At 63.1% G+C, this 18094-nt stretch carries 26 protein-coding genes and 2 tRNA genes; 18 read left to right on the forward strand and 10 right to left on the reverse strand.

The genetic code is table 11. The annotated features are described in order from the left end of the window. Positions 1–90: 90 nt before the first annotated feature. The 4 genes from G3N96_RS16820 to G3N96_RS16835 form a co-directional block, all read right to left on the reverse strand. Positions 91–921: an arginyltransferase gene (locus G3N96_RS16820; RefSeq protein ID WP_206137878.1), complete on the reverse strand. Its 831-nt coding sequence runs from the start codon at positions 919–921 to the stop codon at positions 91–93. Between the two features lie 33 nt (positions 922–954). Further along, positions 955–1719: a leucyl/phenylalanyl-tRNA--protein transferase gene (gene aat / locus G3N96_RS16825; RefSeq protein WP_124584175.1), complete on the reverse strand. Its 765-nt coding sequence runs from the start codon at positions 1717–1719 to the stop codon at positions 955–957. Positions 1720–1730: 11 nt separating this feature from the next. Continuing rightward, positions 1731–2276: an NUDIX hydrolase gene (locus tag G3N96_RS16830; protein ID WP_089425269.1), complete on the reverse strand. Its 546-nt coding sequence runs from the start codon at positions 2274–2276 to the stop codon at positions 1731–1733. A gap of 161 nt (positions 2277–2437) precedes the next feature. After that, positions 2438–2514, reverse strand: a tRNA-Met gene (locus tag G3N96_RS16835). A 197-nt stretch (positions 2515–2711) separates the two neighbouring features. Here G3N96_RS16835 and G3N96_RS16840 point away from each other — a divergent pair. Genes G3N96_RS16840 through G3N96_RS16850 form a run of 3 tightly spaced genes read left to right on the forward strand, consistent with a single transcriptional unit; the run spans position 2712 to position 4737 of the window. Continuing rightward, on the forward strand, positions 2712–3209 hold the full coding sequence (locus G3N96_RS16840) for a heme-degrading domain-containing protein (protein ID WP_206137879.1): 498 nt from the start codon (positions 2712–2714) through the stop codon (positions 3207–3209). Between the two features lie 3 nt (positions 3210–3212). Continuing rightward, a complete protein-coding gene (locus G3N96_RS16845; RefSeq protein ID WP_039358831.1) occupies positions 3213–3551 on the forward strand; it encodes a multidrug efflux SMR transporter in 339 nt (112 codons plus the stop codon). 31 nt (positions 3552–3582) lie between these two features. Continuing rightward, positions 3583–4737: an enoyl-CoA hydratase/isomerase family protein gene (locus G3N96_RS16850; RefSeq protein WP_206137880.1), complete on the forward strand. Its 1155-nt coding sequence runs from the start codon at positions 3583–3585 to the stop codon at positions 4735–4737. A 119-nt stretch (positions 4738–4856) separates the two neighbouring features. Here the strand turns inward: G3N96_RS16850 and G3N96_RS16855 are convergent, their stop codons facing one another. Further along, a complete protein-coding gene (locus G3N96_RS16855; RefSeq protein ID WP_006484223.1) occupies positions 4857–5285 on the reverse strand; it encodes a hypothetical protein in 429 nt (142 codons plus the stop codon). Positions 5286–5626: 341 nt separating this feature from the next. Between G3N96_RS16855 and ssuD the strand changes: the two genes are divergently transcribed. The 8 genes from ssuD (at position 5627) to G3N96_RS16895 (ending at position 10729) form a co-directional block, all read left to right on the forward strand. Continuing rightward, on the forward strand, positions 5627–6784 hold the full coding sequence (gene ssuD / locus G3N96_RS16860) for an FMNH2-dependent alkanesulfonate monooxygenase (protein ID WP_206137881.1): 1158 nt from the start codon (positions 5627–5629) through the stop codon (positions 6782–6784). Positions 6785–6801: 17 nt separating this feature from the next. Then, on the forward strand, positions 6802–7614 hold the full coding sequence (gene ssuC / locus G3N96_RS16865) for an aliphatic sulfonate ABC transporter permease SsuC (RefSeq protein ID WP_089439997.1): 813 nt from the start codon (positions 6802–6804) through the stop codon (positions 7612–7614). Then, positions 7611–8567 (forward strand): ATP-binding cassette domain-containing protein, encoded by a 957-nt coding sequence (locus G3N96_RS16870; protein ID WP_206137882.1) that lies wholly within the window; start codon positions 7611–7613, stop codon positions 8565–8567. Before ssuC ends, G3N96_RS16870 begins: the two co-directional genes overlap by 4 nt. Before the next feature lie 57 nt (positions 8568–8624). Next, complete coding sequence (locus G3N96_RS16875) at positions 8625–8840, forward strand: TOBE domain-containing protein (RefSeq protein WP_006476104.1); 216 nt, start codon at positions 8625–8627, stop codon at positions 8838–8840. A gap of 142 nt (positions 8841–8982) precedes the next feature. Then, positions 8983–9180 (forward strand): hypothetical protein, encoded by a 198-nt coding sequence (locus G3N96_RS16880; protein WP_206137883.1) that lies wholly within the window; start codon positions 8983–8985, stop codon positions 9178–9180. A gap of 55 nt (positions 9181–9235) precedes the next feature. After that, the gene (locus G3N96_RS16885; protein WP_011351864.1) at positions 9236–9481 is read left to right on the forward strand and encodes a hypothetical protein; all 246 of its coding nucleotides are present in this window, start codon (positions 9236–9238) and stop codon (positions 9479–9481) included. Between the two features lie 130 nt (positions 9482–9611). Then, positions 9612–10598 (forward strand): tRNA dihydrouridine(20/20a) synthase DusA, encoded by a 987-nt coding sequence (gene dusA / locus G3N96_RS16890; protein ID WP_235986660.1) that lies wholly within the window; start codon positions 9612–9614, stop codon positions 10596–10598. 55 nt (positions 10599–10653) lie between these two features. Continuing rightward, positions 10654–10729 (forward strand) — tRNA-His (locus G3N96_RS16895). A 25-nt stretch (positions 10730–10754) separates the two neighbouring features. On the opposite strand, the gene G3N96_RS16900 is transcribed toward G3N96_RS16895, so the two are convergent. Beyond that, the gene (locus tag G3N96_RS16900; protein ID WP_206137884.1) at positions 10755–11933 is read right to left on the reverse strand and encodes a site-specific integrase; all 1179 of its coding nucleotides are present in this window, start codon (positions 11931–11933) and stop codon (positions 10755–10757) included. Then, entirely contained in the window at positions 11909–12118 is a 210-nt protein-coding gene (locus G3N96_RS16905; protein WP_206137885.1) for an excisionase, read from the reverse strand. The genes G3N96_RS16900 and G3N96_RS16905 overlap by 25 nt, the downstream gene beginning before the upstream one ends. A 36-nt stretch (positions 12119–12154) precedes the next feature. Between G3N96_RS16905 and G3N96_RS16910 the strand changes: the two genes are divergently transcribed. Together G3N96_RS16910 and G3N96_RS16915 are read left to right on the forward strand one after the other, a co-directional pair. Further along, complete coding sequence (locus tag G3N96_RS16910) at positions 12155–12364, forward strand: hypothetical protein (RefSeq protein ID WP_206137886.1); 210 nt, start codon at positions 12155–12157, stop codon at positions 12362–12364. Positions 12365–12410: 46 nt separating this feature from the next. After that, complete coding sequence (locus G3N96_RS16915; RefSeq protein WP_206137887.1) at positions 12411–12773, forward strand: hypothetical protein; 363 nt, start codon at positions 12411–12413, stop codon at positions 12771–12773. Here G3N96_RS16915 and G3N96_RS39215 read toward each other — a convergent pair. After that, positions 12770–13378, reverse strand: a complete 609-nt coding sequence (locus G3N96_RS39215) for a hypothetical protein (protein WP_241022680.1) — start codon at positions 13376–13378, stop codon at positions 12770–12772. The genes G3N96_RS16915 and G3N96_RS39215 overlap by 4 nt on opposite strands. A 125-nt stretch (positions 13379–13503) precedes the next feature. Here G3N96_RS39215 and G3N96_RS16925 point away from each other — a divergent pair, with 125 nt between their 5' ends. Beyond that, positions 13504–13737, forward strand: a complete 234-nt coding sequence (locus G3N96_RS16925) for a hypothetical protein (RefSeq protein WP_206137888.1) — start codon at positions 13504–13506, stop codon at positions 13735–13737. 21 nt (positions 13738–13758) lie between these two features. Here G3N96_RS16925 and G3N96_RS16930 read toward each other — a convergent pair whose 3' ends face one another. Together G3N96_RS16930 and G3N96_RS16935 are read right to left on the reverse strand one after the other, a co-directional pair. After that, positions 13759–15249, reverse strand: coding sequence for a site-specific DNA-methyltransferase (locus tag G3N96_RS16930; RefSeq protein WP_346778897.1), 1491 nt, complete (start codon positions 15247–15249; stop codon positions 13759–13761). Between the two features lie 16 nt (positions 15250–15265). Further along, the gene (locus tag G3N96_RS16935; RefSeq protein ID WP_206137889.1) at positions 15266–16147 is read right to left on the reverse strand and encodes a Nin-like protein; all 882 of its coding nucleotides are present in this window, start codon (positions 16145–16147) and stop codon (positions 15266–15268) included. Positions 16148–16214: 67 nt separating this feature from the next. On the opposite strand from G3N96_RS16935, the gene G3N96_RS16940 reads away from it, so the two are divergent. The 4 genes from G3N96_RS16940 to G3N96_RS16955 all read left to right on the forward strand — a co-directional run bounded on the left by G3N96_RS16940 (position 16215) and on the right by G3N96_RS16955 (position 18045). Continuing rightward, positions 16215–16427: a hypothetical protein gene (locus tag G3N96_RS16940; protein ID WP_206137890.1), complete on the forward strand. Its 213-nt coding sequence runs from the start codon at positions 16215–16217 to the stop codon at positions 16425–16427. After that, positions 16405–16914, forward strand: a complete 510-nt coding sequence (locus G3N96_RS16945; protein ID WP_206137891.1) for a hypothetical protein — start codon at positions 16405–16407, stop codon at positions 16912–16914. The genes G3N96_RS16940 and G3N96_RS16945 overlap by 23 nt, the downstream gene beginning before the upstream one ends. 61 nt (positions 16915–16975) lie before the next feature. Beyond that, positions 16976–17587: a hypothetical protein gene (locus G3N96_RS16950; protein ID WP_206137892.1), complete on the forward strand. Its 612-nt coding sequence runs from the start codon at positions 16976–16978 to the stop codon at positions 17585–17587. A 125-nt stretch (positions 17588–17712) separates the two neighbouring features. Continuing rightward, the gene (locus G3N96_RS16955; protein WP_206137893.1) at positions 17713–18045 is read left to right on the forward strand and encodes a hypothetical protein; all 333 of its coding nucleotides are present in this window, start codon (positions 17713–17715) and stop codon (positions 18043–18045) included. Positions 18046–18094: the final 49 nt, after the last annotated feature.

Consider the following 18094-nt stretch of genomic DNA (forward strand, 5'->3'; position numbering starts at 1 on the left):
GGCGGACAGCCGGAATGAATGACAACCCGCTATTTTACCGGGAGTTGGGCGGCAGGGGCGCGCTTCGCTTCGTCACCCCCGCGGCGCGCGTCAGCCCGAGCCGGAATGCCCGCCCGGCAACGGCGCGCGGGCCAGCGCAGCATCGACGGGCGGCAGGTCGATCCGTTCCGGATCGAGTATCTTCCAGCGGCCGTCGACCAGCCCTTCGAGCGGGTGGAAGTTCGCCTTGTAGGCCATCTTCGGGCTCTCACGGATCCAGTAGCCGAGGTACACGTAGGGCAGGCCAAGGCTCTTCGCCTGCTCGATCTGCCACAGGATGTTGTAGGTGCCGTAGCTCGTGTGCCGGTCGTCGGGCTCGAAGAACGTGTAGACGGACGACAGCCCGTCGCCGAGGATGTCGATCATGCTGACCATGCGCAGCTTCCCGGGCTCGCCGCCCGGGGCGTCGAGGTCGCGGAATTCGACGAGGCGCGAGTTGATCCGGCTCTGCAGCAGGAATTGCTCGTACTGGTCGCGGCTGTCGCGATCCATGCCGCCGCCCGCGTGGCGCGCGGACTGGTAGCGCATGTAGAGCGCGTAGTGCTCTTCGTCGTAGTGCAGCGGCGAAACCGTCGCGACGAGCGTGCGATGGCGCTTCCACATCCGGCGCTGCGTACGCGACGGCGCGAACGCGGCGACGGGGACGCGCACCGGCACGCAGGCACGGCAGCCGTCGCAGTACGGACGATACGTGAAGACGCCCGAGCGCCGGAAGCCGGCCTTCACGAGCTCGGTGTAGATGTCGGAGTTGATCAGGTGGCTCGGCGTCGCGACTTGCGAGCGCGCGACGCGGCCGTCCAGATAGCTGCACGGATAGGGCGCCGTTGCATAGAATTGCAGCGCCGAAAGCGGTGAAAGCGGCAGCTCAGTCGGGTGAGTCATGGGCAGCTCTCGTTGCAGGGAGGGAGTGCCGCGCTAGCGCTCGATCCCGGAGGGGGCCGCCGTTTCGGCGCGGCCCGTCAGCGCGGCGAGCACGCGCTTGTCGAACTGCCACGGAATCGGCGGTTCGGCTACCGCGCTGCGCACGTGAGCGACAAAGGCCTTGCGTGCGATCTCGCGGCCGCCGAGCGACGCTAGATGCGACGTATTCTGCTGGCAGTCTATCATTTCCAGCCCCTGCTCGCGAAGGTGCGCGACGAGCGTGGCCAGCGCGATTTTCGACGCATCGGTCGCATCCGCGTACATCGATTCGCCGAAAAACATCCGCCCGAACGCTACGCCGTACAGGCCGCCGACGCGCCGCCCGTCGTGCCACGTCTCGATGCTGTGCGCGTTGCCGGAGCGGTACAGCGACGTGTAAGCGTCGATGATCTCGGCCGTGATCCACGTGCCGCGCTGCCCGCGCCGCGGCGCCTGCGCGCACGCGCGCATCACGCCGGGAAAATCGTAGTCGACGCGCACTTCCCATTCGGGCTCGCGCAGCACGCGTTTCAGCGTCTTGCGCAGCGAGGGCGACACCTTGAATTCGGCCGGCACGAGGATCATGCGCGGGTCGGGGCTCCACCACAGCACGGGCTGGCCGTCCGAATACCACGGGAAGATGCCGCGCAGGTACGCGTCGATGAGGCGCGAGGGCAGCAGGTCGGCGCTCGCGGCGAGCAGCCCGGGCGCGCCGGTCGCGGGACCGAGCGCGCGTTCGATGGGCGGAAACGGATCGTCCGGGCCGAGCCAGGGGACCATGGGGCGGGGGCTCAGCCGTTGCGCAGCGAGCGGAAGATATCGCCGGTGTGCACGCCGTAGTCTCCCGCGGCGCGATCGGCGAAGAAGAATCGCAGGGTCTGGCTGACGGTCGGGAACGCGATTTCGTCCCACGGGATGTCGGCTTCGTCGAACAGCTTCACTTCGAGGCTTTCCTCGCCGGCCTCGAACGCCGGATCGGTGAGCCGCGCGAGGTAGAACAGGTGGACCTGGTGCACGTGCGGCACGTTGAGCAGCGTGAACAGGTTCTGCACCTCGACGCGCGCGCCGGCTTCCTCGAGCGTTTCGCGCGCGGCGGCTTCGGCCGTCGTCTCGCCCATTTCCATGAAGCCCGCGGGCAGCGTCCAGAACCCGTAGCGCGGTTCGATCGCACGGCGGCACAGCAGGATCTGATCGCCCCAGACCGGAACCGTGCCGACGACGTTGCGCGGATTCTGGTAGTGGATCGTGCCGCAGTGATCGCAGATGAAGCGCTCGCGGTTGTCGCCCGGAGGAATGCGCGCGATGACTTCGTGACCGCAGACGGAGCAGAATTTCATGTCGAGTGGAAGGGACGAGGTGATGCGAGTGTATCACCGGGGCGCGGCATTCTTGAACGCCTGCGCGTGCAGGCCGCGTGTCGCGCGAAGCGGGACGGGGCGTGCGGCGGAAAACAAAAAGCCCGGCGCGGAGCCGGGCTTTTTGCGTAATTCTGGACGGTTGGTTGCGGGGGTAGGATTTGAACCTACGACCTTCGGGTTATGAGCCCGACGAGCTGCCAGACTGCTCCACCCCGCGTCCGTCGAAGAAATGAATTATAAGGAGTAACCCGAATGCGTGCAAGCGTTTTCTGACAATTTCTTGTCGCTGCTTGTGGGGCCGGTACGGCGGGTGCGTGCGCTAGAATCGAGCGGTTTGTTTCGTTTCTTCGGCAGCGGGGCCGTGCGCGATCGTTTCGGCGCTGTTGCGACTCTCATTACTGTATCGACGGATTCATGGACATCGCTCACGATCTGCAATCGATCGGCGCGCAGGAACAGGCGCTCGTATTTCCTCAATTCGACGCGGCCCGCGCATGGGCGCTCGGCAACCGGATGCACGCGCTCGCGACGTCGCGTGGCCATGCGATCGCGATCGACATCGTCACGTTCGGCCAGCCGCTGTTCTACGCGGCGCTTGCTGGCGCCACGCCCGACAATGCCGACTGGGTGCGCCGCAAGCGCAACGTCGTCGCACATTTCCGCCGCAGCTCGTACGCGATCGGCCTGCGCATGCAGCAGGCCGGCGCGACGCTTGTCGACAAGCACGGGCTGCCGATCGCCGAATATTCGCCGCACGGCGGCTCGTTCCCGCTGACCGTCGCCGGTGCCGGCGTGATCGGCTCGATCACCGCGTCGGGGCTGCCGCAGCGCGCGGACCACGAATTCGTCGTCGAGGCGCTATGTGCCGAACTCGGCCACGACTACGCCGTGCTGGCCCTCGCAAGGAGCTGAGCGATGCAGCTTCCCGGTTACGCATGGCTCGCGATCGCGATCGTCGCGGAAGTGATCGGCACGTCGGCGCTGCGCGCGGCGGACGGCTTCACGCGCCTCTGGCCGTCGTTGCTGGTCGTGGCCGGTTATGGCATCGCGTTCTACTGCCTGTCGATCACGTTGCGCACGATGCCCGTCGGCATCATCTATGCCGTCTGGTCGGGCGCGGGCATCGTGCTGATCACGCTCGTCGCGATGCTGCTCTATCGCCAGGTGCCGGACCTGCCGGCCGTGATCGGCCTCGGCCTGATCATCGCCGGCGTCGTGGTGCTGAACCTGTTCTCGAAGATGCAGGCGCACTGAGCGTGCGACTGCCATTTGCCGGATGACCCTCATGACCGATCCCACTTCCGCTGCCGTTTCCGCCGAATCCACTCAGCCCGACGTGCGCGCGACTGTCGCGAACCGCATCGGCTTTCTCGAACTGAACCGGCCGAAGGCGCTGAACGCGCTGTCGGTCGGCATGATCCGGCTGATGCAGCAGGCGCTCGACGCATGGCGCGACGATCCGGAGGTCGTCGCGGTCGTCGTGCACAGCCCGCATCCGCGCGCGTTCTGCGCGGGCGGTGACGTGCGCTTCTTCCACGATGCGTGGCAGCGAGGCGACCGCGATGCGGTCGACACGTTCTTCACCGAGGAGTACACGCTCAACCACACGATCTTCACCTATCCGAAGCCTTATATCGCGCTGATGCACGGTGTCGTGATGGGCGGCGGCATGGGGATTTCGCAGGCGGCGCGGCATACGGGCGGCCTGCGTGTGGTGACCGACTCGACGAAGATGGCGATGCCGGAAACCCGTATCGGCCTGTTCCCGGACGTCGGGATGAGCTGGTTCCTCGCGCGCACGCCCGGCGCGCTCGGCCGCTATCTCGCCGTGACCGGCGCGACGCTCGACGCGGCCGGCGCGCTGTACGCGCAGCTCGCCGACGTCTATCTGCCCGATGCCGCACTGCCGGCGCTGCTCGATACGCTGCGCAGCGCGCGCATCGACAGCGGCGAGCGGGCAGTCGCGTGCGTGGCCGACGCGGCGGCCGCACACAAGGTCGTGCCGACGCCCGACACGTCGACGCTGGCCGACGCGCGTGCCGGGATCGACCGGCATTTCGCGCAGCCGGACATCGGCGCGATCCTCGCGTCGCTCGACGCCGAGCCGGATTGCGCGGCCGTCGACGGATGGGTCGAGAAGGCGACTCATGCGATGCGCGAACAGTTGTCGCCGCTGTCGATGGCCGTATCGCTGGAAGTCGTCGAACGTGCACGCGGCGCAACGATGGCCGATTGCCTGCGGCGCGATCTCGATCTCACGCGCTCGACGTTCGCGCGCGGCGACGTGATCGAAGGCGTGCGTGCGCTGATCGTCGACAAGGACCACCAGCCGGCCTGGCGCTTCAAGTCGTCCGCCGATATCGATCGCGCGGACGTGCTCGCGATGTTCGACAGCCCGTGGACGCCTGACACGCATCCGCTGCGGAAATTGCAGGACTGACGTCGGCCGGACTGACCGAAGCGCGCGCTGGAAACGACAAGGCCGCCTGCACGAGCAGGCGGCCTTTTTCATGGGTGTCGACCGGTGGGTGGTCGAAGGGCGCAGCGCTTGCCGCCGCGTTATTCGTCGCCTGCGTCGTCCGACATGAACGCGCGCATGAACACGAGTGCGCCGAAGCCCCATACCGCGTTCGCTGCGAAGCCGGCCGCGAGCACGGGCATCATGTTGCCCGACGGCCAGATGCCGCGCAGCGGATCGATCGCGAACACGCGGGCGGCCGTCAGCACGATGCCGCCGAACACCAGCGCGCCGATCCACGAGGCCTCGCGCTCCGGCGAGACGCGCAGCAGCCATGCCATCGGGATCGCGCAGCACGCGCTGATCAGCGCGTTCGCGACAAATTCAGGAATGCCGAGCGGCGCGAACGGCTGCGTGGAGAAGCCGGTTGCGGCGATCAGGTCGGCCGTATGAAGGAGGGCGAGCGTGGCTTCGCGGAAGAACAGGGCGGCCAGGAAGCCGGACAGGAATGGCAGGATGACTTTCTGCATCGATGAGTGCACCGCAGGCGCGCACGGCCGGGGCCGTCCGCGCGGAGTTATTCGGATAGGTGCGCCATTATAGGGCCCGCCCGCCGCGATATTCGCTCCAGCGTCGTGCTAATCACGAAAGCGGAAAACCTAAGCTCAAAAAAATCGTTCCAAAGCCCTGCACCGATCCCTAGACTGATTTCCCAGAAACAGCCGTGCAATCGCGTCCTCGCCCGCTGCACGGCCTGAACGGCGAGCCATCCCGATTCGAACGCACACCATGCATGCGCCGCTCATCCGCGACGCGAGCAGGGTGGTGTCTTTTTCAAATTCCGGCAAGGACAGTCAAGCAGGAGCAGCAGATGAATGTGTTCTGGTTTATCCCCACGCACGGCGACAGCCGCTACCTCGGTACGGCCGAAGGCGCGCGCGCCGCGGATTACGATTACTTCAAGCAGGTCGCGGTGGCGGCCGATACGCTCGGCTACGAAGGCGTCCTGCTGCCGACCGGCCGTTCCTGCGAGGATGCGTGGGTCGTTGCGTCGAGCCTCATCCCGGCGACGCAGCGCCTGAAATTCCTGGTCGCGATCCGTCCCGGCATCGCATCGCCGGGGCTGTCGGCGCGGATGGCCGCGACGTTCGACCGCCTGTCGGGCGGCCGCCTGCTGATCAACGTCGTGACGGGCGGCGATGCCGCCGAGCTCGAAGGCGACGGCCTGTTCGCGGATCACGACACGCGCTATGAAATCACCGACGACTTCCTGAACATCTGGCGCGGGCTGCTGTCCGCGTCGCACGACAACGGCGGGTTCGACTACATCGGCAAGCATCTGCAGTCGAAGGGCGGCAAGGCACTGTATCCGCCCATGCAGCGTCCGCATCCGCCGCTGTGGTTCGGCGGCTCGTCGCCGGCTGCGCACGAGATCGCGGCCGATCACATCGACACCTACCTGACCTGGGGCGAGCCGCCCGAGGCCGTCGCGAAGAAGATCGCCGATATTCGCGCCCGCGCCGAGGCGCGCGGCCGCAAGATCAAGTTCGGCATTCGTCTGCACGTGATCGTGCGCGAGACCGAGGACGAAGCATGGCGCGACGCAGAGCGCCTGATCAGCCGCCTCGACGACGAAACCATCGCACGCGCGCAGAAGGCGTTCGCGAACATGGATTCGGAAGGCCAGCGCCGGATGGCCGCGCTGCACGGCGGCAAGCGCGGCGGCCGCGAGGCGCTCGAGGTGTATCCGAACCTGTGGGCCGGCGTCGGCCTCGTGCGCGGCGGCGCGGGCACCGCACTCGTCGGCAACCCGGAGCAGGTCGCCGAGCGCATGCGCGAATACGCGGATCTCGGCATCGAGACCTTCATCCTGTCCGGCTATCCGCACCTGGAGGAGTCGTACCGTTTCGCGGAACTCGTATTCCCGCTGATCAAGGGCAACGGCGCGGCGAAGGCCACTGGCCCGCTGTCGGGCCCGTTCGGCGAGATCGTCGGCAACAGCTATCTGCCGAAAGCGGCCCAGAGCTGAGCGACCGGAGGCCTGCGATGACAACGAAAACGTCGACGACGGCCGCGGCCGTGGCCGCCCGCGCATGGCGCGGCGTCGCGCCGTGGCTCGTGCCGCTCGCGCTGCTGGCGGCATGGGAAGTCGGCGCGCGCATCGGCTGGCTGTCGACCCGCGTGCTGCCCGAACCCGTGGCGGTCGTGCGAGCGGCCTGGTCGCTCGTGACGTCGGGTGAAATGTGGGCGAACGTGAAGGTCAGCACGTGGCGCGCGCTGTTCGGTTTCGCGATCGGCGGCGGCGTCGGCCTCGCGCTGGGGCTCGCCACCGGCTTGTCGAAGGCGGCCGAGGTCGCGCTCGATTCGACGATCCAGATGATTCGCAACATCCCGGCGCTCGCGATGATTCCGCTCGTGATCCTGTGGTTCGGCATCGACGAGAAGGCGAAGCTGTTCCTCGTCGCGCTCGGGGTGTTCTTCCCGGTCTACATCAACACGTATCACGGGATCCGCTCGGTCGATGCAAACCTGATCGAGATGGCGAAGAGCTACGGCGTACGCGGCTTTGCGCTGTACCGCGACGTGATCCTGCCCGGTGCGTTGCCGTCGATTCTCGTCGGCGTGCGCTTTGCACTCGGGCTGATGTGGGTGATGCTGATCGTCGCGGAAACGATCTCCGCGCAGTCGGGCATCGGCTACATGACGATGAACGCGCGTGAATTCCTGCAAACCGACGTGGTGGTGGTCGGCATCCTGCTGTACGCGGTGCTCGGCAAGCTGGCCGACGTGCTGGCGAAATGGCTCGAGCGCGTGACGCTGCGCTGGCACCCCGCTTATCAATCAGGAGCAAAGGCATGAATGCGACGACTTCGGCCGCCTACGGCCCGCTTGCCGGCGCAGACCTCGAGGCCGAACTGGCGCAGGCGCGTGTCGCGGACGGCGATGCGCGGGACGCAGCGGTTCTCGAACGTGACGCTGGCGCATCCGTCGTTCCGCTCGCGCGGCGACGGCCAGGAAGCCCGACAACCGACGATGCCGTGACGCTGTCGGGTGTCAGCAAGCGCTTCGGGGCACGCACGGTGCTCGACAACGTCGAGCTCGGCATCGCGCGCGGCAGTTTCGTCGCGATCGTCGGCCGCAGCGGCTGCGGGAAATCGACGCTGCTGCGTCTCGTCGCGGGACTCGAGCAGCCGAGCAGCGGCACGCTCGAAACGCGCGGCGAGGGCGGCGGCGAACTCGATACGCGGATCATGTACCAGGATGCGCGCTTGCTGCCATGGAAAACCGTGCTGCAGAACGTGATGCTGGGCCTCGGACGCGGCGCGCGCGACCAGGCACGCGCGGTGCTCGATGAAGTCGGCCTGCTGGAACGCGCGAACGACTGGCCCGCGCAACTGTCGGGCGGCCAGCGGCAGCGTGTCGCACTGGCCCGTGCGCTCGTGCACCGGCCCCAACTGCTGTTGCTCGACGAGCCGCTCGGCGCGCTCGACGCGCTGACCCGCATCGAGATGCACGCGCTGATCGAGCGGTTGTGGCGCGAGCATCGATTCACCGCGCTCCTCGTCACGCACGACGTGCAGGAGGCCGTCGCGCTCGGCGACCGTATCCTGCTCATCGAGCAGGGGCGGGTGGCGCTGGATCAGCCGGTGCCGCTCGACCGGCCGCGCGCCCGCGCGTCGGCCGCGTTTGCGGCGCTCGAGGATCGCGTGCTGAAACGCGTGCTCGCCGGCGGGCCCGGTGGGGCCGACCACGACGCACCGCATGAGGCAGACAACGTTCGACCGGTCGGGCAGATCCGCTGGGCCGTTTAATTCCGGGCGGCAGCGGCCGCCCGTTCTGAGATCTTTTTCTTCGGAGCGATCAACCTGATGAGCATCACTGCAATCAACGTACGTAACCAGTTCAAGGGCAAGGTCAAGGAGATCATTCGCGGATCGGTGGTCTCCGAGGTCGACGTCGAGACGCCGTTCGGCATCGTCACGTCGGTGATCACGACCCGTTCGGTTGACGAACTCGAACTGAAGGTGGGCGCGGAAGTCGTCGCGCTCGTGAAATCGACCGAAGTATCGATCGCGCGCCTCTGAGCCCGCGTGTGCCGCACCGGCGCCGCGCCGCGGGCAACCCGCCCGTTGGCGCCGCCCGGCATTGGCGCAGCGCGTTTGCCTCGGTATTCGACGTCCGGACGAAGTGCTAGGATGGAGCGACACCGATGCCGGAGGCCAACGCATGACCCCCATCCTTTCCCCCGAAGCCATCGAGGCGCTGAAATGGATCGACCAGTTCGGTGAAAGCCGGCCGGTTCCCGCCGTGTTCGACGACGCCGTCTACGCGTTGCTGAACGAGGGGCTGATCTACCAGGCGGCGGCCGACCGGGTCGACCTGACGGCCGATGGCAAATCCTTTTTATCCGACGAATACGATTGAGCGCGCGGCGCCGGGCCGCCTGGGCGGCCGGCGCTGCGTCGCCACGGAGCGTGCGATGGAACCGAGAGGCAGCGACCTCGGCGATTTCAGCGAGCCGTACCGCGGCTTCGAGATCGAGGTGAAGACCGAGCAGGTCTGGGACGGCGAGCATGCGCATTATCGCGTGCTGCAGGGTGATGCGGTGCGGATCGACTGGCGGCTCGTCAAGGTCGACGGGATATTGTTGACCGAGCGACGTGTGATCGAGCGCGTGCTCGACGAGGCACGGCGGGCGGTCGATGCGGAGCTGGGCGAGGGGTAGCACGCGTGCCGGGCAGGCACAGCCCGTGTTGCGGTAAAATACCGGGTTGTTTCCGCGCCGCCTGGCCTGTTGCCCGAAATCCATGTCCGTACCGTCCTCGCTTCCTCCCCGCCGCGTATCCGTCGCGCCCATGCTCGACTGGACTGACCGCCATTGCCGGTCGTTCCACCGTACGCTGACGCGCGATACTTGGCTGTATACGGAGATGATCACGACGGGTGCGCTGCTGTTCGGCGATGCCCAGCGCCATCTCGCGTTCACGCCGAACGAATCGCCGGTTGCGCTGCAGTTGGGCGGTAGCGAGCGGGATGATCTCGCGCGCGCGGCGAAGCTCGGCGAGCAGTGGGGCTACGACGAAATCAACCTGAATTGCGGATGCCCGTCCGAGCGCGTGCAGCGCGGCGCGTTCGGCGCGTGCCTGATGAACGAGCCGCAACTCGTTGCCGACTGCGTGAAGGCGATGCGCGATGCGGTGTCGGTGCCGGTCACGGTCAAGCACCGGATCGGGGTCGACGCGGTCGAGGACTACGCGTTCGTGCGCGACTTCGTCGGTACGGTGGCCGAGGCTGGCTGCGAAACGTTCGTCGTGCATGCGCGCAATGCGATCCTGAAGGGGCTGTCGCCGAAGGAAAATCGTGAGATCCCGCCGCTCAAGTACGACTATGCGTATCAGCTGAAGCGCGATTTTCCGTCGCTCGAGATCGTCATCAACGGCGGTATCACGACCCTCGACGAGGTTGCGCAGCATCTCGAGCATGTCGATGGCGTGATGCTTGGCCGTGAGGCGTATCACAACCCCTACGTGCTCGCGGAGGTGGATACGCGCTTCTACGGGTCGACCGCGGCGGTGCCGACGCGCGAAGAGGCGGAGGCGAAGCTGATCGAATACTGCGCGGCCGAACTGAAGCGCGGGACCTACCTCGGCGCGATCGTGCGGCACGCGCTCGGACTGTATCGCGGCATGCCCGGTGCACGCGGCTGGCGTCGTGTGCTGTCCGACAACAAGAAGCTCGCGCGAGCGGATCTGGCCGTGTTCGACGAGGCGCGCGCGCATCTGAACGAGGCCGAAGAAATTTTTGAAAAAAAAGCTTTGCAAGATTCAAAAGTGTTCGTATAATCTTGTTCTTCGCTGCTGAAACACAAAAGCAGCGAAGAAAAAAGCAGTAACAGTGGTGGCTGTAGCTCAGTTGGTAGAGTCCAGGATTGTGATTCCTGTCGTCGTGGGTTCGAGTCCCATCAGCCACCCCACAGAATGCATTAACAAAACAGGCGCTTAGGCGCCTGTTTTGCTTTGCGGGGGACAACTCGGGGACAATAACGTCGATTCGAGCCTCGCCATCTCTAGAGCGTTCTGCTCGCCATCCATCCATTTCGCGTACGTTGTCAGGAACATCTCGATGCTGTGCCCGAGCTGTTTCGCGCAAAAGGCTGGGGTCATTCCGGCCATCAGCATCGCTGTCGCGTAGCTATGCCGCATGTTGTACGGCCGGCGGTATCGAATCGCGAGCCGTTTCAGAATCGGCGTCCAGAAGCTCCGCCGGAATGCACGCTCGTCCTCCCACCGAGTGCTGTACCGCGGATCATGAAAGATCGCGGCGCCAGCAATCTGGGTGAATGAGCGCTGACGTGTCAATGCGGCTAGGGCCCGGCTGTTCAGGCGAACTGTGCGTGCGACTGCTGTCTTGGTTCGATCCTTATGCTCGCCGCGGACTAGTGCTTCGGCGACCAGAATGGTCCCATTCTGCAAATCCACATTTAGCCACTGCAGGCCGAATATCTCCGATGTCCGAAGGCCGGTCCAGAACCAGAACTCGATGAGGTTATGTACCTGTCCGGGATGGGCGCGCTCGGCCTCATCGATGATTTTTTCCGACTCGTCGCGGGAAAACGGATCGGGCGGGGGCTTTTGGTGTTTCGCACGAGGAACATTTGCCGCGGGATTGTCGGTCAACACATTGTCGGATACGGCCAAGTCGAGCGCCTTTCGCATTACCGACACGTAATTGTTGACCGTTTTGCCGCTCAGGTCAGGCCGGCCCGCAATCGCAGTCAAGATATGGCTCAACTTCAATCTGCGGAGGGGAGTGGGGCCGAGCGGATTCTGACTCTTGTCGCACGCCGCGGCTTTCCAGAATCGGATGGCGCTCTCATATCCGTCTTTCGTCGAAGATTCGATTCGCTGGGCGGCGAGCCAGGTGTCGAGCCAGCCGCCGACGGTCAGTGTGCTGGGTGCGCCAGAGGTCGGAAAATACTCGACCAAGCTGACGGTTCCTAGCCTGATCCGATCGACGATCTCGGCGATCAGGCGGTGAGCGTACTTGACGTTTGCTGGTGTGGGCGGCATCGGTTTGCCGTTCAGCATCAGCGTTTGCCGCTCTCTTTTGCCGTCGAGTGTGAAGTTCAGGCGGATGGATGACGTGCGAATTTCTACACCGCCGCTTGCTCTACCCATAGTTGATACCCTTTGATGGAAATGAAGATGCCGCCGTCAGGCGAGCGTCGGTACTCTCGACCTTCAAGCCACTTTCCGTCCTCGATTTTTCGACGGATGGCTTTCTCGGTGAGGCCCGTGATCATGGCGGCAAGCCCCACGGTGACGTACGGGGCAGGCGCAATCAGAGTAGGTGAGTCGACCATGCTACGATCCCTCTGTCTCAAAAAGGCGTTGAACCAATGCAGAAGAAATTTGTGATGCGCGGGTACGAAATGAACTGCGAACCGCGCGTGACGGAGGGCGGCAAGTATGCCGCCCAGGTTGAAGTGACGAAATTGGGGTTCAGCAGGGAAGCGGCTTTCCGCAGCCTTGGTCAGTTCGACACAGAGACCGAGGCCGTTGCTTACGCGAAGAATTTTTCCGAGGAGTGGCTCAGCCGATACGCCTGAACTCGACGACCCATACCCAGAGGGCTGCCCCAGATTGGAGGCTGAAATGCTTAAAATCGATGAACGTCATTTGCCCGAGCTTCAGGACATTGCTGATGCAATCTCCGACGTATTTCCCGGTGGGGCTGAGTTTCATCTCGGGTCGTCGGTGAACTTCTTTGTTGTGTGGCCGATCCCTGACCAGCCCGAAGAATTGACCCAGTGGTCGCGAAGCGTATCCATTTACTTTTCGGATACATTTCTCGACGCTTTCCGCAATTCCGACCAGGAGCAACGAGCGCCGCACGTCGAAAAGTTGCGCCAGCTCATTGCGCGCGCAATGGTTGGTTTCGACGACGGGCGCGGAATGCGGAGAGGAGCCGCGAAGACCGCGCTCGTCCTCGACCTGACGCATGACCTGACCATTTAGGCGCCATGTGTGTGCGTCGCATAGACGGCATATGGGCCGTCTTCGCTGTCGCCGATCTCGATCAGCCACCAGCCCGGTTCCGGTTCGGGATCCCACTGACACGCGCCTTCGCCGCGCTCCCAATACGCCTGCATGGCGGGGTGATCTTCGGGCTCGGATTCGAGGTAGTAGATCGACGTCTTGATGCCGGCCTGAGCTTCGAGAGCGGCCCACTGTTCCTTCGAGCAGTGCTCGGCGCCATCCATCGTCACGATCCAGAAATGGCGCAGATCGGGGTGGATGAAGTAGCCGTCCTGGTCGCGCACGACGGGAATCTTCTGGAGCATGGGTGCCGAGCCCACTTTCGAACTCGTTCCATTGTTGCTGGCAGCGCGCGAGCCGAGAATGACTTCGGCGGTCGGGTCAACCTCCGTATGGGTTCTCTCCGTGTCCGACCGCTGAGCTGTCGCCTCGCTTGCCAGTCCGGGAGCGGGGCTCTCTCGTCGGCTAAGGTTCTTGCTCGACGTGTCGTTAACTTTTTCGGACAGCGCTCGTGCCTCGACTGTCTTGAGTTCTTGCCCGCTCTCGTTCTGCGTGAGCGGGCAATTTTCGTTTCGGATAGTCATGTCTGGCTCCAGAATAGGTTGAATGGGTCACAGTTTTTATTTGTATCGCGAGCAACTCGGACGCTTGATAAAAGCGTTAGGAGGTTCCATGCTGGTTCCAGTCACTCACCGGAACGGAGGTTGTCATGGCTCATCGAATCCACCTGGTCGACAGGTACGAAGGTCGCAATCTGAGCATCCGCGCGCGCGAAGTCGGCGGAGGTATCCAGTTGGTCTCGCAATTGGCGAGAACGTGTGACCAGCATCCGTGGACGCTGGTCAAGATCGAAAATCCTGGCAAGATCTATCCGAGCCGGGCAGCAGCGCAGGCGGCGGCAATCGCTACTATCAAGATGAGCATCGACGGCGGATTCGCGTAAGCCGTCAATGCTAAGCACGCACTAGAGGAAAGAAAGGCTCGATTGCCGCAGTCGGTCGCGTTGTAGGGATTCGTAATCAGGGTTCAATTCGCAGCCGAGGAAGCGGCGCCCGAGCCGTTGCGCGACCTGGCCAGTCGTGCCGCTACCGAAGAACGGATCGAACACCACGTCGCCGGGCCGACTGCCGGCGAGCACGCAGGGCTCGACGAGCGCCTCGGGGAAGGTCGCGAAGTGCGCGCCGCTGTATGACTGCGTCGGGATGGTCCAGACGGATCGCCTGTTCGCGCGGCCTTTTCCGCCATGCCACTCATTGCCGCTCTTCGTCCGAGACTCTTCTCGATCGTCGTCGCCGTATTTGCTGCCGCCGAAGCGCGGGCCGACCGCCTTCATGCTGCCGTTGATCTTGCCTGGCACCCGATCGCTTCCGGCCTGATTCACAAGATTCTGCTGAGAAAGCCGCTCAACGCTAGATTCAGCCAAGGGCTGAGCGATTGCCTCGGCATCGAAGTAGTAACGTTCACTCTTGCTCAGCAGAAACAGATATTCGTGCGCCTTCGTGCAGCGATCGCGCACGCTCTCCGGCATCGGGTTCGGCTTGTGCCAGATGATGTCCTGCCGGAGATACCAGCCGGCGTCTTGCAGCGCGAACGCGAGGCGCCACGGTTGGCCGACCAGGTCTTTCGGCTTCAGGGACGGCGTGGTTAAATATCCGGATGCCAAGCGCGAAACATCCGTGTCCTGTCTACCAAACGCCGACCCGTGCGGCGATGTGCCGCAAATGCACACCGCCATATGAGCGGACGCCTGAACGGAACGCTGCAATGAGCGCCCGCACAAAAGGCATCCCGAAGAAGGGACCGACTGGCGGTAGTCTTCCCGGTGTCGCGGATAAGATTCGCGAGTGGTGGTGGACTTCTGAGCGCCGCTCGGTTCGTCGAGCGGAATCACTTGAGCGCGCGAATGATCCTGACTGGCGGTTAAAGTGCGGTCAACCTCAGGAGCAAAATCCAATGTGGGAGGATGGGCGCTCTCGGATTCCATATTCCCGCGGCTGGACGCGAAAAGCGAAAGAGCAGGCATGGCTTCGTGCCGGCGGTCGCTGTGAGATTTGCCAATCCAATAAGGCTTGCGACACGCATCACAAAGACTTTCGCAAAGACAATCACACGCTTGAGAATCTTCAGGTTCTTTGCCGGAAGTGCCATAAGGCACTTTACGTCGAGAACCTGCGCTCACGTAAGAATCCCCCATATTCAGATACATAACGCCGTCGTCGGTGAGCAGCTCGCGCGCAAGCTCGAATACACTCACAAGCGTCTTGATGAACTCGCTCAGGGTCGGCTCTTGCCCGATCTCGCGATGCTTGTCCGGATGGCCGTCGGGCAGGTACGAGCGCAGGCCCCAGTACGGCGGGCTCGTTACGATCGTCTGCACCTTCACGCCGTCAGCGATCATCGTGCGCATCAGGTCGCGGCAGTCGCCGCGGTGGGAGCGGTCTATCCAGTGGGTCATGGCATGGTTCGATAGGTCAGTCGCCGCACATACAGTCGGCGAGGTCTTCTTTGGTTTCGTCGGGTTGGAACAGGTCCATCTGGGCGCGGTAGAAATCCGCCTGGCGCAGCAGATCGGCGTAGCAGGGGCGGTCCTGGCGAAAACGCTGGCCAGTTTCACGTTCCTGGCGAATCCACCACTCGGCAGCTTCGGGCCGCTTCATGAAAATGCGGACGATCTTATGCTCAGCCTTCAGGAAGCAAGCGTCGCAGTTACCTTCATCGCTGTTCGGATCGAGGCGTAAGTCGAAGGGCATCGACTTCCAGAATGCATTCACCATCGGCTTTGTCACGCCGTCCGCGAACATGGGCATGTAGTTGGTCCAGCGGTCGGAGCCGCGGTCATTCGCGGCCATGCGCTTGTGATACCGGCGCTCTTCGTCAGCTCGGACACCGATGATTGCTTCCCACTCGTCGTATCCGCGCTCGCGCATGAACCAACTCGCCGCCTTGATCTTCATGCGATCGGTGCACATGCGATTAGCGGGATTCGGCAGAATCGGCGGTTCTCCTTTCTCGATGTTGCGGTACTGGCGGTAGTACTCGATCACGCGATCGAATGGCTCACCATTGCGCTCGGCATGCTCGAAATTCGTGAGTCGCCACGAGAGGCCCGAGCCATAGACGCCCGTGAATTCAGTCCAGTAGACGTGCACGCCGAGGTATAACCCGACGTCGCGAACGAATTCGAGAGTCTCCGGGCGTTCTTTCCCAGTGTTGTGGAACGTCACGTACACATCGTCCGGCAGCTTGCCGCCGTGCGCCTTGACTGTCTTGGCCAGCATGTATGCCGATGACCGGCCGCCGCTGAAACCAAACTGGCTCGGACCGTCGAGAAAGTACGGGTTACGCGAAGTCATCGCATCCTCAAATTAGAAAAGGAGCAGGCGCCACGAAGGGCGCCCGCAAAGTGCCACTGCCAAGAAAATGGAAAACGAAAAAGAGCGGGCGCTATACAAGCCGCCCACAAGAAAAAGCCACGCATCCGAGGCACCGGAATTTGCGCGGCTTGGGGGAACGGTGTTGCTACTGAGCACGGCGACTAGCTCGTTGCTCGACTTCGATGGCGGACTCGGTGAGAATCTGCGCGAGACCAATCGGCTTCTAGGCGTCGACCATGGCAAGAATCAATATTTCTAAATTCCGCCGCTTCGCGCTGACGATGGCTGCAATTGGGGCCATCAATGCCGGGATGGGGCTGGCCGTGCGACCACCGACTAAGCTGTCGGATATGTGCGCCGTCGACACAACGGGAAATGTCGTTGTCGACAAGGTTGCTGAAGGAACCGTGACAACGCTCGACCATGACTACTTCGTTGAAGAGCCCGGATCTAACGCTGTGCTCTTGTCCCGTTGCGCCAAGGGCGCCTGTGCCCCGTTAGACCCTTCATATTTGAAGGGCCACGTCGGAGAACCCGTCCGTGCCGAATTTTGCGACCGACATGCCGCGAAGCTCACCATATCCAACAAAATCGTCTTTCAACTGACCCAGCGCTACCTCGATCAGAACTTGGAAGCGACCCAGAAGAATCGCAATCTGCTGAACACAATCGCGTTCTTCTGGATCGGTTTCTGGCTCGTGCTGATGGCAGCCATGGAGATCCGTGCACGGTTGCGGGCTGCGTAGGGGCTAGCGTGCTACGATTCGCACCAAAATTAACGGGGTTGCGATGAGCTCAAATGGATTCTTGAAAACCGTTGTCTCGCGTGTGGCTCAGGTTGGCGCTAGTGGATTGATCCTCGGACTCTCGCTGGCAGCTATCCTCGTTCGCGTTCCTGGGCAATCCGGGGAATGGGCCTCATGGGCGCAAGCCGTTGGTGCAGTGGTCGCCATTCTGGCCGCCGTCTGGGCTACCTACTATCAGGTTGACAACGCGCGTCGCAGCGTCGAAGAGCGCGATCGAAGCGAGATTCTTCGCGCGTACGGGCTCCTTCAATCGATCGTGCTTCGGCTAACTTCCGACGTTCAAGCGCTCGCGTTTCAGCTTGGCATGAGTAAAGATCCCGATGATCTGGGGCGCCGGCAGCGGCGCCGTGATGCTTTCGCACAGGTTCACTCGGCATTGTTGGAGCTTCCGGTTCACGTGCTTCCAGACTTCGATGCGGTATCAGCTCTTCTCGACGCGCGACAGTTGTCGGCGGAGGTGCTTACCGCGGCGACGGCATATGCCGTACAAGAAGGTATGTTCCAAGGGTTCGAAAAGGACCCGGCCAAGTGGAACGATTATTTCGCTCGCGCATCATTCATTCAAAACTCGCTTGCTGACACAGTCAACTTAATTCGTCTCGGGCTGCGATAAAAATGCGGGGCGCCGTACAAGCCACCCACAAAAAAGCCACGCATCCGAGGCAACGGAATTTGCGCGACTTGGGGAGGAGGGCGATCATGGTACGATCACGTTCCAAATAACTTCTTGGGGAACGTATGGACGAAATTATTGCATTGTGCGTGGGGGCAGTTAAAGCGGCTCTACCCGCAAACTCCATAAATGCGATCGGTAATGAAATTCGAATTGAGGACGGGCCACTGAAGGGCTACGTCGTTCATTTCAGCCCGCGCGTTATTCAGACGTTCGAGCGAATTCGCAGTGACAGGGATGCATCGATCGTGCAGACGGTGGTGACTCAAGCTCTTCGCGATGACGCGGGCTACATTGCAAGAACAAATCAGATTCATAGCTACCGCGGCATCAAGGTTTACCGTCCCAATCGCGCCAAGTTGCTTAAAATCAAAGCGAAACTGGTGGATCGGGAATGATTGATGTACAGAATGGCGCCTGATCAGAAGCAACGCTGAACGGTTGCCG

Source organism: Burkholderia sp. Se-20373 (assembly GCF_017104705.1).
GTDB lineage: Bacteria > Pseudomonadota > Gammaproteobacteria > Burkholderiales > Burkholderiaceae > Burkholderia.